This is a genomic window from Vreelandella venusta, from assembly GCF_007989605.1.
Lineage (GTDB): Bacteria > Pseudomonadota > Gammaproteobacteria > Pseudomonadales > Halomonadaceae > Vreelandella > Vreelandella venusta.
Window position 1 is genome coordinate 32507 of sequence record NZ_BJUL01000001.1, and the last position, 14136, is coordinate 46642.

The following is a 14136-nucleotide window of genomic DNA, read 5'->3' on the forward strand; positions in this document are numbered from 1 at the left end:
TAGTGTTTATACCAGGGCAGCATCTACCACTTCCACCCAATGGCGTACCGGGGTGCGATTGGCACTAGCAAGGTGGGTTTGACAGCCAATATTGGCAGTGACGATAACCTCTGGATTGCTAGCTTCCAGCGCATTGAGTTTATTGTCGCGCAGTTGCGTGGCAAGCGCTGGTTGGGTAACCGAGTAGGTGCCCGCTGAGCCACAACAGAGGTGCGCATCTTTTACCGGCGTTAGCGAAAACCCCAGCTTGCTAAGCACGCTTTCAACCGCACCATTGAGCTTCTGGGCGTGCTGCAGTGTGCAAGGGCAGTGAAACGCGAGACGTTGGTGCTCTTTTAGCTCCAGCTTCTCTATTGGCTCTTCGCGCAGTATTTCGACAATATCTTTCGCCAGTGCGCTGACTCTTTGCGCTTTTTGGGCATAGGCCGGGTCATCTTTGAGCATGTCGCCATACTCTTTGACAAAAGCGCCGCAGCCACTGGCCGTTTGAACAATGGCTTCAGCACCTTGTTCGATCTGTGGCCACCAAGCATCGATATTGGCGCGCATACGAGCGCGCCCATCGTCTTGAGCATTCAAGTGGAAGTCAATGGCCCCGCAACAACCTGCTTCGCTGATGGGGGTTACGCTAATCCCAAGTCGGTCTAAAAGTCGAGCGGTCGCTGCATTGGTATTCGGTGATAGGCCTGGTTGAACGCATCCTTCTAATATTAACACTTTACGAGGATGGCGTTGGCTATCCGGACGCTGGCCCGCGTCGACTGGTGCCGGTGGCATCTTACTGCGTAGCTTGCCAGGCACCAAGGGTTTGAAGGTTTGTCCTAAGGACAGAAGCGCTTTGAAGCGTTTAGGCTCTACCAGCATTTTACGCAGTGCATAGCGTTGAGCGCGCTCGGCCATGGGGCGAGGAACCCGGCGGTCAATTTCTGCACGACCGATGTCCAACAGTTTGTGATATTCCACGCCTGAAGGGCAGGTGGTTTCACAATTGCGGCAGGTCAAGCAGCGGTCTAAATGCAGGCGTGTCTCTTCGGTGACCTGAGCATTATCATCGCGGCTTTCCAGCAGCTCTTTCATTAAATAGATGCGCCCGCGTGGTCCGTCCCGCTCATCACCTAGCAGTTGATAGGTGGGGCAAGTGGCATTACAAAAGCCGCAGTGTACGCAGGTGCGCAGAATGCGCTCGGCCTCCTGAATATGCGGTTTTTGGCGATCAGCATCGGTAAAGTGCGTCTGCATGTCTACTCTCCGGATTAAAACGCCGCATAAAGACGGCCAGGGTTGAAGATGCCGTAGGCATCCAACTCGGCCTTCAGGTTGCGATGATACTTTTCAATTACTGGGTTGAGCGGGGTGAAGGGTGACTCTGCTCCACCTTGGGCGTAGGGGGTAAAGCAAGTGGCATGCCCCCCCGCCTGCTGGCAAACCGCGCGCAACGTATCAGCTGCCGCGCTGGTTTTTATCCACCGCTGGCTGCCACCCCAGTCATAGAAGATATCGCTTTGCGGGACATCCAAGGCGAGCGGTGGCGTATTGGGGGGGAGTGATAAGCGCCACAGTGCTTGCCCTTCATGCAAACGGAAAAAAGGATGCTGATGGTCGCGCAGTTGCTGCCAGAAATCGCTGGAAAGTGATTCGCCACCCAGGCGTTCCTTGGTCGCATTCACGGAGCTTGCGCCGCCTTCTAAACGAATAAACAGCTCGCCTGAGTGCCATCCGGCTGCGGTGATGGGCAGCGGCTGCCGTCCTAGCTCGGCGAGCTTAGCCAAGGCATCTTCAAGGCTCATGCTTAGGCGTAGGCTGTGACTGGCAGTAGGAATAGGCAGGACTTTAAACGAAATATCCGCTAGCACGCCTAGCGTCCCTTGAGCACCTGCCATCAAGCGTGAGAGGTCGTATCCGGCGACGTTTTTCATGACTTCACCGCCAAAACGCAACAACTTGCCTTCTTGAGTAATTACGCGTGTGCCCAAAACGAAGTCTCGCGTCGCGCCAGCCCATGGGCGGCGCGGGCCGGACATGCCGGTGGCAACGGCACCGCCAATGGTGCTGGCATCGCTGAACGCGGGCGGTTCAAAGGCTAGCATTTGATTCTCTTTGGCTAGAGCTGCATTGAGTGCACTTAACCGCGTACCGGCACGAACAGTAATCACAAGCTCTACCGGGTCATAAGAGACAATGCCACTATGGGGTGCCATATTTAAGGCGTTGCCTTCAACCGGGCGGCCATAAAAAGCGCGGGTATCGCCACCTGCTATGCGCAGTGGCGTGCGGTTGGCATAGGCGCTGCGCACCTGTTCGCACAGGTCGTCAGCGATATCTTGATCGGCAGCATGTATCGCTAGTTCAGTCATGGTGATTCCTAATAATTATGCTTCCTAGTGGTTAGTCGACTAGGAGCTGCATCAGAAGCGTGGTAGTCCCGGATGCGGTAGTTCGTTGTTGTGCACATGCATTGCGCCAAACTCAGCGCAGCGCGCCAGGGTAGGAATATTTTTCCCTGGGTTGAGTAAGCGCTGAGGGTCAAAAGCGGCTTTTAAGGCATGGAATACCGTAAGTTCATCGGCTTGAAACTGACTGCACATCTGGTTGATTTTTTCGCGGCCGACACCGTGTTCGCCAGTGATAGAGCCACCTGCCGCAACACATAGCTCAAGAATTTTGCCGCCGACATCTTCTGCAAGAGTCAGCTCTCCCTCTTTATTGGCATCAAATAAAATCAGTGGGTGCATATTGCCGTCACCGGCGTGGAATACATTGGCAATCGCCAAGCCACTTTCTTCTGACAGAGCGGCAATACCCTTGAGGACGCGAGGAAGTTCTCGACGAGGGATGGTGCCATCCATGCAGTAGTAGTCAGGCGACATGCGCCCCACTGCGGGGAAAGCGTTTTTTCGCCCTGCCCAGAATTTGGCCCGCTCAGCCTCATCGCGAGCTTGTTGAATGTTGGTCGCCCCCGCTTTTTCTAGGACGCGACGAACGGTTTCGCAATCGTCGTCCACATCGGCTTCAACGCCATCTAGCTCGCATAGAAGAATGGCTTCTGCTTCAACCGGGTAACCGGCCTGGATGAAATCTTCAGCCGCTTTGATGGCCAGCTTATCCATCATTTCTAAGCCGCCAGGAATGATTCCCGCAGCAATAATGTCGCCAACAGCACGGCCCGCTTTTTCTACGTCATCAAAGCTGGCCATGAGTACCTTGGCGGTTTCGGGCTTTGGCAGCAGTTTCACAGTAATCTCAGTGACTACACCTAACATGCCTTCAGAGCCATTCATCAATGCAAGGAGGTCAAAGCCCGGTGCATCCAACGCTTCGGATCCCAGCGTCATGCGCTCGCCTTCAATCGTCATGACATCAACACGCATCACGTTATGAACGGTGAGACCATACTTTAGGCAGTGCACGCCACCCGCATTTTCCGCCACGTTGCCACCAATCGAGCAAGCAATCTGTGACGATGGGTCGGGGGCATAATAAAGCCCGTAAGGGGCCGCGGCTTCAGAAATAGCTAAGTTGCGCACGCCTGGCTGCACGCGTGCAATGCGAGCATCCGGGTCCACATCAATAATTGTGTTGAAGCGTGACATCACTAGCAGGACGCCTCGCTCAAGCGGTAAAGCACCGCCTGAAAGCCCTGTGCCTGCGCCGCGAGTAACCACCGGAACACCCAAGGCGTGGCAGCGTTTTAAAAGACCTTCGACTTGTTCCAGCGTCTCGGGCAACGCAACCAGCATCGGCAGGATGCGGTAAGCGGCAAGGCCGTCGCACTCAAAGGGATGCAAGTCCTCTTCACGGTGCAGCAGCGTTAAAGACGGCACTGCGTTTTGCAGATCATCTAATACATCTGCTTTATCGCGGTGAGTGAATTCGCCGTCGAGGCGTTCATCGAAAAGAAAGTTCATGTTGGCTCCTGTGGGTGAGGAGAGCAGAAAATTATCTAATCACTTTATGAAAAATCTTTCCATAAATAACCAGTTCAGTGCTGGAAAACTTTTGCATACAGTGAAAATACTAATAACGCGTTGGTGGTTTACTGTTTCTGCTGAGGCTATCGGGCAGCAATTCCTTGTGAAGCGGCCTGCTGGGTTGCCCTTAGGCTACCCAGCAGGGGTGACTCACTTTTGATTAACGTTTTCCCGTTACATCAGTGGGTCGGTAATGCCAATCACATAAAAGGCAATAAGCGCAATGATTCCAGTAAAGATCAGATAGTAGATCGTGGGAATAATTGTTTTACGAATCGTTGTACCTTCGCGACCCAGTAGACCCACCGTCGCTGATGCGGCGACAACATTGTGAATCGCAATCATGTTACCCGCTGCGGCACCGACGGCTTGTAGCGCGACCATCATCGCGGTGGACAAACCGAGTGTTTCGGCAACGCTAAATTGGAACTCCGCTAGCATCAGATTAGAAACGGTATTTGAACCGGCAATAAAGGCACCCATGGCCCCAACCGCAGGTGCAAAGAATGGATAGATTCCCCCTACGCCGTTAGCTACCGCTTGGGCCATCATGACGGGCATTGACACAAGATCAGCACCATTCACGCCAGAGTTAATCAGGATGCGCACCATGGGAACGGTGAAGATCAAGACAAAGCCAGCACCGAAGATGGTTTTAGTAGATTCAGACACGGCAGCGCTGATTTTCTGCGGGTTCATGCGGTGCAAGAAGTAGGTGACAATAACCACCGCGATAATGATGCCGCCTGGCAAATACAGCGGCTGTACGCCGCCACTGATACCGGCTTCGCCTAAAATGTTGCTCCAGCTTAGGTTAACGAAGGTCAGCGCAGCTTTCAGCGGTTCAACGATGCGTGAAGCAACCAAGAATACCGCGAGTAGGACGTAAGGAATCCAACCCTTGAAGGTCGACATTGGCGCTTTACCAGCAACGTCATCCAGTTTGATCTGCAGGTTGCCGATCCATTCGTCTGGCCAAGACGTTGATTCTGGAAAGTCCCAAGTGTCTTTGGGTAGCAAGAAACCTCTGCGAGCAGCGGGCACTACAATCGCTAAGCCCACCATTGCCCCGATCATTGACGGGAATTCTGGACCTAAGAGAACGCCGACTAGCATGTAAGGTACGACGAACGAAATACCGGTAAAGATTGCAAAGGGCGCAATGGATAGGCCTTCCTTCCAGGAGCGGTTAGCACCGAAGAAGCGCACCATGATCAATACCAAAATCAGAGGCATCAATATGCCTACGATGCCGTGAGTAATCGCCACAGAGCTAGTAATTTGCTGGAAAAAAACATCCCACGTAGAACCGCCAGCTTCCAACTGAGCGGTGATGCCCGCGCGATCAAGCCCACTACCGACACCCACTACAACTGGGGTGCCAACGGCGCCAAAAGAGACCGGTGTGGACTGAATCATCATGCCGACAACAACGGCTGCCAGAGCAGGGAAGCCAAGCGCTACCATAAGCGGTGCAGCGACTGCTGCGGGCGTACCAAAGCCAGAAGCCCCTTCAATGAAGCAGCCGAATAACCAAGCAACAATTAGCGCCTGCACGCGACGGTCAGGGCTAATGCCTGAAAAACCGTTACGAATCGCCGTAATGCCACCAGAATGCTTAAGCGTATTTAGCAGCAAGATGGCGCCAAAAATTATCCATAAAAGGCCTGCTGTTTGAATTAGCCCTTGAATGGTAGACGCGGCAACGCGGCTAAACGACATATCCCAAGCGGTCAGACCAATGATGGCTGCGGTCAGGAAAACAATCGGCATCGCTATTTTTGCAGGTATTTTAAAACCAATGAGCAAAATACCGGCAAGCAACAGCGGCAGAAATGCCAGAAGTGCAAGTGTAGTTTCATTCATTTTAGGAGTGGCCCCTTGTTATTGATTTGATGTGCTCGGCAGATGCCAGCGGTCGTGGCAATGCTGTTCGGGTCAGTGCGAAAGATACGGTTAGGTAGAAAAAATGGCTATATTGGATAATTGGTATTACCAATTAGGGGTGGTTGCATGTATCGGCTTTGAACCGCTTTTTTAAATTTAACGATTTGTTTTTATTTGCTTTTAAATTTCCACAAGGCAGTAGGCCTCGCTGCAATTCATTAGACTAATAGACAGTACAGTTGCCACCTGAAAGAGCAGTACAGATCAAATGAAGGACGAGAAAGTCGCTCGCTTATTTTGCTGATATGAGGGCCTTTGGGGATGGGGGGCAGAGCAAGTAAAACCGATTACTTGCGTCCTTGGTGGCTTAAGCCCATTGTTATCGGCGCATGTTGGGTTTTAACCACGTTGCTAATTACAAGGAGGCCGTTACAGTGGCAATAACTCTTTATGACTTATGCGGGCGTGATGAACGCTTACGCTTTTCTCCCTATTGCTGGCGTGTTCGTATGGCTCTGGCACACAAAGGGCTGGAATATACGACAGTTCCTTGGCGTTTTCTTGATAAAGAGGCACTTGCCTTTGCCGACTACGACAAAGTGCCGGTGCTAACCGATGGTGACACGGTTGTCACTGACAGCTTTGAAATCATGCGCTACTTAGATAAGGCTTACCCTGCAAATCCTGTGTTGGGAGAAGGAGTGAGCTATCAGCGAGTCCACTTTTTTAAGCTTTATATTGATCGTAGCGTTACCCCGGCACTTTTTCGCACAGTCGCGCTGGATTTATTGGCCGCCATACACCCTGATGACCGCAGCTACTTCCGAGAGACCCGTGAAGCCCGCTTTGGTATGCGTTTAGAAGACGTCAATAACCCGGAGCAGGGGCGAGTTCAGTTGAAAAAACTGCTGGCTCCTGTACGTGATCAGCTTCGGAGCAGCCCATTTTTAGATGGTGAAACACCCAGTGGAGCAGATTATCTACTATTTGGCAGCATGATGTGGGCATATACCGTGTCACTTGAGCCATTAGTTGATGCTAATGATCCGGTTGATGAGTGGTTTAAGCGTATGCTGGAGGTGCATGAGGCGGTTGCGGGTAAGGCCATTACTATTCGTGATCTATAGTGTGTCAGGCGGCATAATGCCGCCTGTATCCATTTTATGGACGAGGAGAGCCACGCAAGCGGCTTAACCTAAGGCGTTGGCTTGATGTGATGAAGCTGTACAGCCCCCGCTGTTCAAAAAGCTTATTCTTTGATCGAATACGTCAATTCGCAAGCGGGATGAAAAATAGCTGAGTAGGCACGTAACTATCTGTTTGGCAATCGCTAAGTAATCATTGCTGGGTTGATGTGATTGCTGCCTTGAATCGCTAGTGGCAATGTTATTTAAAAAATCATGTTGCGCTGCACAAAAAGCACTGCTAGCTTTGTTGTTAGTAAAGGCAACCGCCTGATCATCGACCGCTTATCGATGCGTGTCGAATCGCTAGCTCAGTAAGGAGATTATGTGATGAACAAGGCCGCAGAGAAATCCACCCAGCAGTTTGAGTCTGTCTTTGTATCGCCAATGCGTTCTTATACCCTGGCGGCGCTTGATTATTATCAGCAAGTTGTCAGCGCGCAGATGGATGCAGCACGTGCATACTCTGACATGACGGTTGCCCAGGCGCGCACATGGTTAGACGTTAAAGATGCCGACAGCTTTAAAAAAGCCATGGAAAGCCAGCAAAAAACAGCTTCTGACCTGATGGAGCGCATGAAAGGGGACTCTGAAAAAGTCACCTCCATTAGCCAAAACTTTATGCAAGAGAGCCAGAAAATGGCGGAAGAGACCACAAAAAAAGCCGTGGAAACCGCTAAGCAGTAATCTATTTTGCATGGTATAAGCGACTGGTAATAAACGATCAGACGCGAGTAATTGATCGATGAGATGCCGCACCGTCAGGTGCGGCATTTTTTGTCTATATACATTTTAAAGCGTTGTAAGACGTTATTTCTGCAATTAAAAAAGAGTGGCTATAGCGCTGGCGTTTTCCTGCTGATTGCCCGTTACAACGGCTGTTCAGCCCGGACATTCAGCCTGAAGCGGGCAATACGAATAATCTCCTTAATTGCTGTCTCGCGCTCTTCAGCTAAATCATTGTGTAAGCGTGTTTCAAACGCCGCCAAAATGGCGTGGCGATCCAGCCCCTTCACAGCAATGACGAACGGGAAGCCAAATTTTTCTTTGTAAGCAGCATTGAGTTGTTCGAAGCGAGCAAACTCTTCAGGCGTACATTGATCTAGCCCAGCGCCTGCTTGCTCGCGTGTAGAGTCTTGAGTCAGCTCACCCGACATCGCCGCTTTGCCTGCTAAGTCAGGGTGGGCCTGAATAACCGCAATTTGCTGTTCAGGTGTGGCCCGCTGCAGCATAAGTCCCATCAGGTCAGCTAGCGCATCCGGCGCGTCATGCGCATTGCTTAACCCTTCTTTCCAGGCAGCTTCCGCCACCCAGGGAGAGTGCTCATATACATCGCCGTAATGTTGGGTAAAGGTTTCTAAGCTGCATGTGCTAGGAGCGGGCGAAAGGGTAAGTGATGTTGAGGTAGCCACTAAATTTCTCCAGTATGTTTAATCATGGGAATACTGTATACAATAAATGGTATCAACGGTACTCTTTGACCGATAGGTTAAGTCGGTCAGCTGTTATCAACAACAGTTACCAACAACTAGTATCAACAACTAGTATCAACAACAGTCAACAACAACGGTGATTATTAAGGAGTTGCTATGGGACGCTTAACGACTCACGTACTCGATACCGCTAAAGGACAGCCCGGTCAGGGTATTACCATTGACGTGTTTCGCCTCGCAGGCACCACGCGCGAACACCTGGGCAGTGTGATTACTAACAGCGACGGTCGTTGTGACGCGCCTATCTTAGAGGGTGATGCCCTTACAGTAGGCGAGTACGAGCTGGTTTTCCACGCGGGTGACTACTTGCGCGCCCAGGGTATAGCTTCTCAAGAGCCGCGCTTTTTGGACGTGATTCCTTTACGTTTTGGCGTTGCGGATGCCAGCCAGCACTACCATGTGCCGTTACTGCTATCCCCTTATAGTTACTCTACCTACCGCGGTAGCTAGAGCTTGGCTATCTTTTTGTCGATTTTTGCCTAGCCTGACGTTCGCTCGCTGAGTTACCAGGTAAACCTGCTAGGATGTGTTTATGCAAACATATATTGTTGATTTTGCTAACTTGTTGTTACGCTGGCTGCACGTCATAGCAGCCATTGCCTGGATCGGTGAGTCGATCTATTTTGTCATGCTAGATAATGGCTTAAGAACGCCCAAAGCCGCTGAAGATCGTGAAAAAGGCGTCTTTGGAGAGATGTGGGCCGTGCATGGTGGTGGTTTCTACCATAATCAAAAGTATGCTACCGCGCCTGCCAAGCTGCCGAATGACCTCCATTGGTCGTTCTGGAAAGCCTATACGACGTGGCTATCGGGTTTTGCCTTGTTCGTTATTCTCTATATGGCAAACCCGGGCTTCTATCTAGTTAACCCCAACAGCAACTGGGCGTGGGCGGCGAGTATGACAGGCTGGCAGGCCAATCTACTGGCGTTGGCCTTCTTGCTCGGCGGTTGGGTGGTTTATAACGAACTCTGTAAACGTATAAGTCCTAACATGAACCGCGACGGCCTTCTCAGCGTTGCCGTTGCGCTGATGATGATAGTCGTCGCCTATTTAAGCACCCAGATGTTCACAGGACGTGCCGCCTTCCTATTAACCGGGGCTGTGATGGCCACCGCCATGTCCGCCAACGTGTTCTTTTGGATTATTCCTGGCCAGCGCCGCATGGTGAAAGCCATGAAGGCAGGTGAAGCGCCTAATCCTTTGGATGGTAAGCGGGGCAAGCAGCGTTCGGTACATAACACCTACTTTACGTTGCCGGTAGTGCTATTGATGGTGAGTAATCACTACTCTTTCATCTACTCCCATGAGCTTTCCTGGGTGGTCATGGTACTGTTTATTTTTGCTGGTGCCCTTATTAGGCAATTCTTTGTATTAATGCACGCAGGAAAAACGCAACCAGCCTATCCTGCCGTAGGGATAGGGCTTATTCTATTAGCGTTTTGGGTAGCCGCACCAAGCCCAGGGGCTGGTAATGCGAGTGCCTCAGGCACGCCTAGCCAAGCCCAAATTTCCGGGTTAATTGATCAGCATTGTAGTCAATGCCATGCTCGCAACCCTGAGCATGCCGGTTTTTCAGCGCCGCCTGCTGGCTACGCGTTTGATACTTGGGATGAAATTCTGGGTCATCAAGCGCAAATTAAGCAAGTTGTCGCGAGTCGCTATATGCCACTTGGCAACATCACCAACATGAGTGATGAAGAGCGCGATAGTATTGCCGCGTGGGAGGAGTGATTAAAATCGCAGACAGGAGACCCTATGAGTGATGCGCAGGCGGCGTTAAAGCAAAGACCCGCAGAAAAAGAAGGCGAGGAGCGTCACGAGTCAATCTATCGCGCGGTTAGCGACGCCATTGTAGAGCAGCGGCTAAAACCGGGTGCTCGGCTGCGCGAAGACGCCTTGTCAGACGTCTTTGGCATTAGCCGTACCGGTATTCGTAAAATCTTGCAGCGCTTAGCATTAGAACAGTTGGTAACGCTCACACCACGTCGGGGAGCCAGCGTGACACGGCCTACCGCCGAAGAGGCCAAGGATGTGTTCGACGCACGCCAGATGATTGAGTGTGGGCTGATGCCTGATGTGGCCAGGCGGGTTGGAGAGAAAGAGGCCGCTGAACTACGCGAGATGGCTCGTCAGGAGCGTCAAGCGTTGCGCAACGGTCAACAGAGCGTTGCTATCCGCCTGTCAGCTGACTTTCACGTGCGCCTTGCCCAGCTATCGGGTAATGCAACCCTTGCTGAGTTTGTTGAACGTCTGTGCTCACGCTCGTCGTTGATTCTGGCGGTTTACGGTCATCGTGGCCACTTAGGCTGCGAATCCCATGATCACGATGATTTAATCGGCTATCTGGAAGCGGGCAATGGTGAGCGTGCGAAAGCGTTTATGAGCCGCCATCTTAAAGCGATTGAAGCATCACTCTCGATGGTTGAAGAAGAAGAGAATGTGCCAGACCTGCAGCAAATTTTTGGTGGTTAAGCAGGTTAAGTAGTGAAATATAAGCAGTGAAAAGCCCAGGCCTTTAGGCCTGGGCTTTTTTGTGGAGCTAGCAAGTTTAATGCTGTGTGAGTACTTACACCGCAGGTGCTGGGGCGGCCTTGAACTGGCGCATTAAGCCAAAATAGAACAGCCCACCTAACCCCGCGCCAATCAGCCACCCATAGCCGCCAAGGCTTTCGAACGCGGGCACGACAACCGTAGAGAGTGAAAATAACGCTGCACTGCCGAAAGCAACCAATGCACGGCTATTCCAGCCATTAACGTAGTAGTAGGCGCCACTGGGCGCTGAGGAGAATAGCTCTTGCATATTAAGGTGTTGGCGTTTGATCAGGTAGTAATCCACCACAATGATGCCGTAAAACGGAGCCACAATGGCACCTAGCGCGTTAACGAAACCAGGTACGCCGATTTGGCTAATCACTGAAATCCATAGCGCACCCACAAAGAAGGCAATCACTGCGGTAATTAGGCCACCCATTTTAAAACTGATTTTGCTGGGAAACAGGTTGGCCAGGTCGTAAGCCGGCGGAATAAAGTTAGCCACCAAGTTGATGCCTACGGTGGCCGCGAAGAAGGTGAGGGCAGCCACAATGGTCAATGGTAACGAATCAACACGCTCAACAATGTCGGCGGGATTGGTTAGTGCATCTCCAAATAGTACCAATGTGCCAGCCGTAATGATTAACGCAATAAACGAGAAAAAGGCGACGTTAAGCGGCAAGCCTAGCAAGTTGCCAAGTTTCATTTGGCGCTCAGTTTTGACAAAACGAGTGAAATCGCCAAAGTTAATCACTACCGCAGCAAAGTAGGCCACCATGGTGCCAACAATGGCTAGAAATGCCCCAAGACTACTGCCACTTTGCTCGCCGCTACCGCTAAAAATAGTGCTCACTGCGGGTAGTAGTTCACTTCCGGCTTGGAACCATACAACGATCATCAGTACGACCATCACTACATAAACCAGCGGCCCTGCCCAGTTTAGAAAGTGTTTGATGCGCTCAATGCCTTGCCAGAAAATGGCAATTTGAAATAGCCAGACAATCACGAAAGACAGCCAAGCGACCCCCGAAAGGCCCAGAAAAGTGCTGCCATTGCCAGCCCCAAACAGGGCTGTGATGAGCAGCGCTACAGCCGTTGAGGCAAAGTAAGTCTGTACGCCGTACCAAAAAATGCCAACGATCGCGCGTAACATCGCTGGCAGGTTAGCCCCCCGCACTCCCATGCTGGCGCGAACCATAACAGGAAAAGGGATACCGTATTTGACACTCGGTTTTCCGGTCAGGTTGACCAGAAACATGACAATGACACCGGCTAGAATGATGGCTGCCATTACAGCCCAGCCATTCAGTCCGTAAGACAGAAATAGCGATGCCGCCAGCGTGTAGCCAAACAGGCTTTGAATGTCATTCGACCATACGTTGAAAATTTCAAACGCGCCCCAGTTACGGTCTTGGGGCTTTAAAGGCGCAAGGTCTTCATTGTAAAGAGTGGGATCAATTTGCTTTATATCAAGATCACTACTAGATGGCTGCTTATTCATGGTTAACGCTCTCTTGTCGGAAGCGATTGCCTGCCACGTATCGTGAGCAGGCAAATACGCATCATGGTTACTGTGTAAAACGCTGGCAGGCAGGCCAATGCTTCATCAGTAGGTAATAGCTCAACCCGGCAGGAATAAGGCTGGCGTACCATGAGATTGAAGAGAATGTTAGCGCGGCCACAATGCCGACTACCGTGGCAATTAAGGCGGCTTTGTTGATGCCTTGATAGGGGCCAGAAGGGTCGTATAGTTTACTAATGTCCAGTGTGCGACGGCGGATGACGTAGTAATCGACGACGAGAATGGCAAAGATAGGCCCAAGAAACGCTGAGTACGTTTGCACGAATAGCTGCAAACCTGCAGCCGACTCAGGCTGAACAAGTTTCCATGGGAAAGTGGCAAATGCCAGTAGGCCTACAATAACGGTAGCGACTGGAAACTTAAGTTTAAAGACGTCCATTAACACGTAGGTGGGGGGCACCACATTATTCAGTACGTTCGTGGTGACCTGTGCAAAGGCGATGAATAGCAGTGTGGTCATTAGCAGTGGCGTGTTGTCCACAGCGTTAGCAAATACCTGGATGGGGTCTGCTGTGCCTGTCGCCTCTGACACCATGTAGCCAATCAAACCCATAAATAGCGTACAGGGCAGAATCGACATGGCGTAGATCGTTGTTAATAAGCTTTGGCGGGTGCCTTTTTTGTGCTCTCGTGAGTAGTCGCTAACATTCAGCATCATGGTGCTATAAATGCCCAGAAACAGCATGGTAGCGCTCCAGAACGGCAAGCCCCAAGAGCCCTCCATGGTCAGAATGCTGGCCGACAGCTCATCGCCGTAGCGTTGCACCGTGGCGTAGAACATATACATCAGTGAAAGCAAAATAAAGACGCTGCCGATATTCTCAAGCCATTTAATGCCCTGAAAGCCCAGCACTGATAAACCAATCTGTAAAAATTGGAAGGTAATAAAGTAGAAGATCAGGTTATCGAAGCCGAACAGTGTGGCAGACACCATATTGAGCGCGCCTGCGCCAATCCAGCTTTGAAAACCGTACCATACTACCGCCGGCACAGCCCTGACCAATCCAGGAATACGGGTGCCACTAAAGCCAAAGGCACTGCGCGCTTGCACCATAAAAGGAATGCCATATTTGTAGCCAGCTGCGCCATTAACTGCCAACGCAATACCGATCACAAAGCAGCCAATCGCTATCGCGAGTGTTGCCTGTAGTAGATTTAAGGTGCCCACCACGCTTGAGCCCATGGCAAAGGTGCCAATTGAGACGCATCCACCAAACCAGGCCAAAAAGTAGGACGTTCGTCCCATAATTCGCGTGCTTTGTGGTGCTAGGCTTTCTGCGCCAATGGCTTTGTCATCTGTTGCAGTGTTCGCAGCGGGTGGTTCTTGTGACGTGAGAGCAGGGTTAGAGTTGCTCATGTTTCCGTCCTCGCAAGATTGTCGGTGTTATTGGCAGCTTGAGCGCATTACGCGCCCAAGCGATGCTTGCGGCATGGCGTGCTAACGGGAATACAGTTATTTTTGAAGTTATTCTTTTAAGGCCTGTTTTTT

At 51.3% G+C, this 14136-nt stretch carries 13 protein-coding genes; 6 read left to right on the forward strand and 7 right to left on the reverse strand.

Annotated features, from left to right (window positions below):
- Positions 1-6: 6 nt before the first annotated feature.
- From glcF to glcD, 3 genes are read right to left on the reverse strand one after another with little or no spacing between them, the layout of a single operon-like run.
- Positions 7-1239 carry a glycolate oxidase subunit GlcF gene (gene glcF, locus HVE01_RS00175; RefSeq protein ID WP_146941744.1) on the reverse strand — a complete coding sequence of 411 codons (1233 nt, stop codon included), beginning with the start codon at positions 1237-1239 and terminating at the stop codon, positions 7-9.
- A gap of 14 nt (positions 1240-1253) precedes the next feature.
- Positions 1254-2354, reverse strand: a complete 1101-nt coding sequence (glcE, locus tag HVE01_RS00180) for a glycolate oxidase subunit GlcE (protein WP_146941746.1) — start codon at positions 2352-2354, stop codon at positions 1254-1256.
- Positions 2355-2405: 51 nt separating this feature from the next.
- Positions 2406-3905, reverse strand: coding sequence for a glycolate oxidase subunit GlcD (gene glcD / locus HVE01_RS00185; protein ID WP_146941747.1), 1500 nt, complete (start codon positions 3903-3905; stop codon positions 2406-2408).
- Between glcD and HVE01_RS00190 the strand changes: the two genes are divergently transcribed.
- The gene (locus HVE01_RS00190; protein WP_125751185.1) at positions 3904-4128 is read left to right on the forward strand and encodes a hypothetical protein; all 225 of its coding nucleotides are present in this window, start codon (positions 3904-3906) and stop codon (positions 4126-4128) included. The two genes, glcD and HVE01_RS00190, sit on opposite strands and share 2 nt — an antisense overlap.
- A 14-nt stretch (positions 4129-4142) precedes the next feature.
- Here HVE01_RS00190 and HVE01_RS00195 read toward each other — a convergent pair whose 3' ends face one another.
- Entirely contained in the window at positions 4143-5834 is a 1692-nt protein-coding gene (locus HVE01_RS00195) for an L-lactate permease (protein ID WP_146941749.1), read from the reverse strand.
- Between the two features lie 455 nt (positions 5835-6289).
- On the opposite strand from HVE01_RS00195, the gene HVE01_RS00200 reads away from it, so the two are divergent.
- Positions 6290-6982: a glutathione S-transferase family protein gene (locus HVE01_RS00200; RefSeq protein WP_125751179.1), complete on the forward strand. Its 693-nt coding sequence runs from the start codon at positions 6290-6292 to the stop codon at positions 6980-6982.
- Between the two features lie 387 nt (positions 6983-7369).
- Entirely contained in the window at positions 7370-7726 is a 357-nt protein-coding gene (locus tag HVE01_RS00205; RefSeq protein WP_038477905.1) for a phasin family protein, read from the forward strand.
- Between the two features lie 182 nt (positions 7727-7908).
- Here HVE01_RS00205 and uraD read toward each other — a convergent pair whose 3' ends face one another.
- Entirely contained in the window at positions 7909-8451 is a 543-nt protein-coding gene (uraD, locus tag HVE01_RS00210) for a 2-oxo-4-hydroxy-4-carboxy-5-ureidoimidazoline decarboxylase (RefSeq protein WP_125751176.1), read from the reverse strand.
- 177 nt (positions 8452-8628) lie between these two features.
- On the opposite strand from uraD, the gene uraH reads away from it, so the two are divergent.
- The 3 genes from uraH (at position 8629) to HVE01_RS00225 (ending at position 11005) form a co-directional block, all read left to right on the forward strand.
- The gene (gene uraH, locus HVE01_RS00215) at positions 8629-8982 is read left to right on the forward strand and encodes a hydroxyisourate hydrolase (protein ID WP_095604053.1); all 354 of its coding nucleotides are present in this window, start codon (positions 8629-8631) and stop codon (positions 8980-8982) included.
- A gap of 82 nt (positions 8983-9064) precedes the next feature.
- Positions 9065-10264, forward strand: a complete 1200-nt coding sequence (locus tag HVE01_RS00220) for a urate hydroxylase PuuD (RefSeq protein WP_146941751.1) — start codon at positions 9065-9067, stop codon at positions 10262-10264.
- Positions 10265-10288: 24 nt separating this feature from the next.
- Positions 10289-11005 (forward strand): GntR family transcriptional regulator, encoded by a 717-nt coding sequence (locus tag HVE01_RS00225; protein ID WP_083006885.1) that lies wholly within the window; start codon positions 10289-10291, stop codon positions 11003-11005.
- Between the two features lie 94 nt (positions 11006-11099).
- Here the strand turns inward: HVE01_RS00225 and HVE01_RS00230 are convergent, their stop codons facing one another.
- Together HVE01_RS00230 and HVE01_RS00235 are read right to left on the reverse strand one after the other, a co-directional pair.
- Positions 11100-12566 (reverse strand): NCS1 family nucleobase:cation symporter-1, encoded by a 1467-nt coding sequence (locus HVE01_RS00230; protein ID WP_125751170.1) that lies wholly within the window; start codon positions 12564-12566, stop codon positions 11100-11102.
- 67 nt (positions 12567-12633) lie between these two features.
- Positions 12634-14004 (reverse strand): NCS1 family transporter, encoded by a 1371-nt coding sequence (locus tag HVE01_RS00235; protein WP_146941753.1) that lies wholly within the window; start codon positions 14002-14004, stop codon positions 12634-12636.
- Between the last annotated feature and the right edge of the window lie 132 nt (positions 14005-14136).

Bases quoted from the DNA above. Each gene is read 5' to 3' on its own strand.
- glcE (WP_146941746.1), bottom strand. From the start codon at position 2,354: ATGACTGAACTAGCGATACATGCTGCCGATCAAGATATCGCTGACGAC.
- HVE01_RS00235 (WP_146941753.1), bottom strand. From the start codon at position 14,004: ATGAGCAACTCTAACCCTGCTCTCACGTCACAAGAACCACCCGCTGCG.
- uraH (WP_095604053.1), top strand. From the start codon at position 8,629: ATGGGACGCTTAACGACTCACGTACTCGATACCGCTAAAGGACAGCCC.
- glcD (WP_146941747.1), bottom strand. From the start codon at position 3,905: ATGAACTTTCTTTTCGATGAACGCCTCGACGGCGAATTCACTCACCGC.
- HVE01_RS00220 (WP_146941751.1), top strand. From the start codon at position 9,065: ATGCAAACATATATTGTTGATTTTGCTAACTTGTTGTTACGCTGGCTG.
- HVE01_RS00195 (WP_146941749.1), bottom strand. From the start codon at position 5,834: ATGAATGAAACTACACTTGCACTTCTGGCATTTCTGCCGCTGTTGCTT.
- HVE01_RS00225 (WP_083006885.1), top strand. From the start codon at position 10,289: ATGAGTGATGCGCAGGCGGCGTTAAAGCAAAGACCCGCAGAAAAAGAA.
- HVE01_RS00230 (WP_125751170.1), bottom strand. From the start codon at position 12,566: ATGAATAAGCAGCCATCTAGTAGTGATCTTGATATAAAGCAAATTGAT.
- HVE01_RS00190 (WP_125751185.1), top strand. From the start codon at position 3,904: ATGTTGGCTCCTGTGGGTGAGGAGAGCAGAAAATTATCTAATCACTTT.
- glcF (WP_146941744.1), bottom strand. From the start codon at position 1,239: ATGCAGACGCACTTTACCGATGCTGATCGCCAAAAACCGCATATTCAG.
- HVE01_RS00205 (WP_038477905.1), top strand. From the start codon at position 7,370: ATGAACAAGGCCGCAGAGAAATCCACCCAGCAGTTTGAGTCTGTCTTT.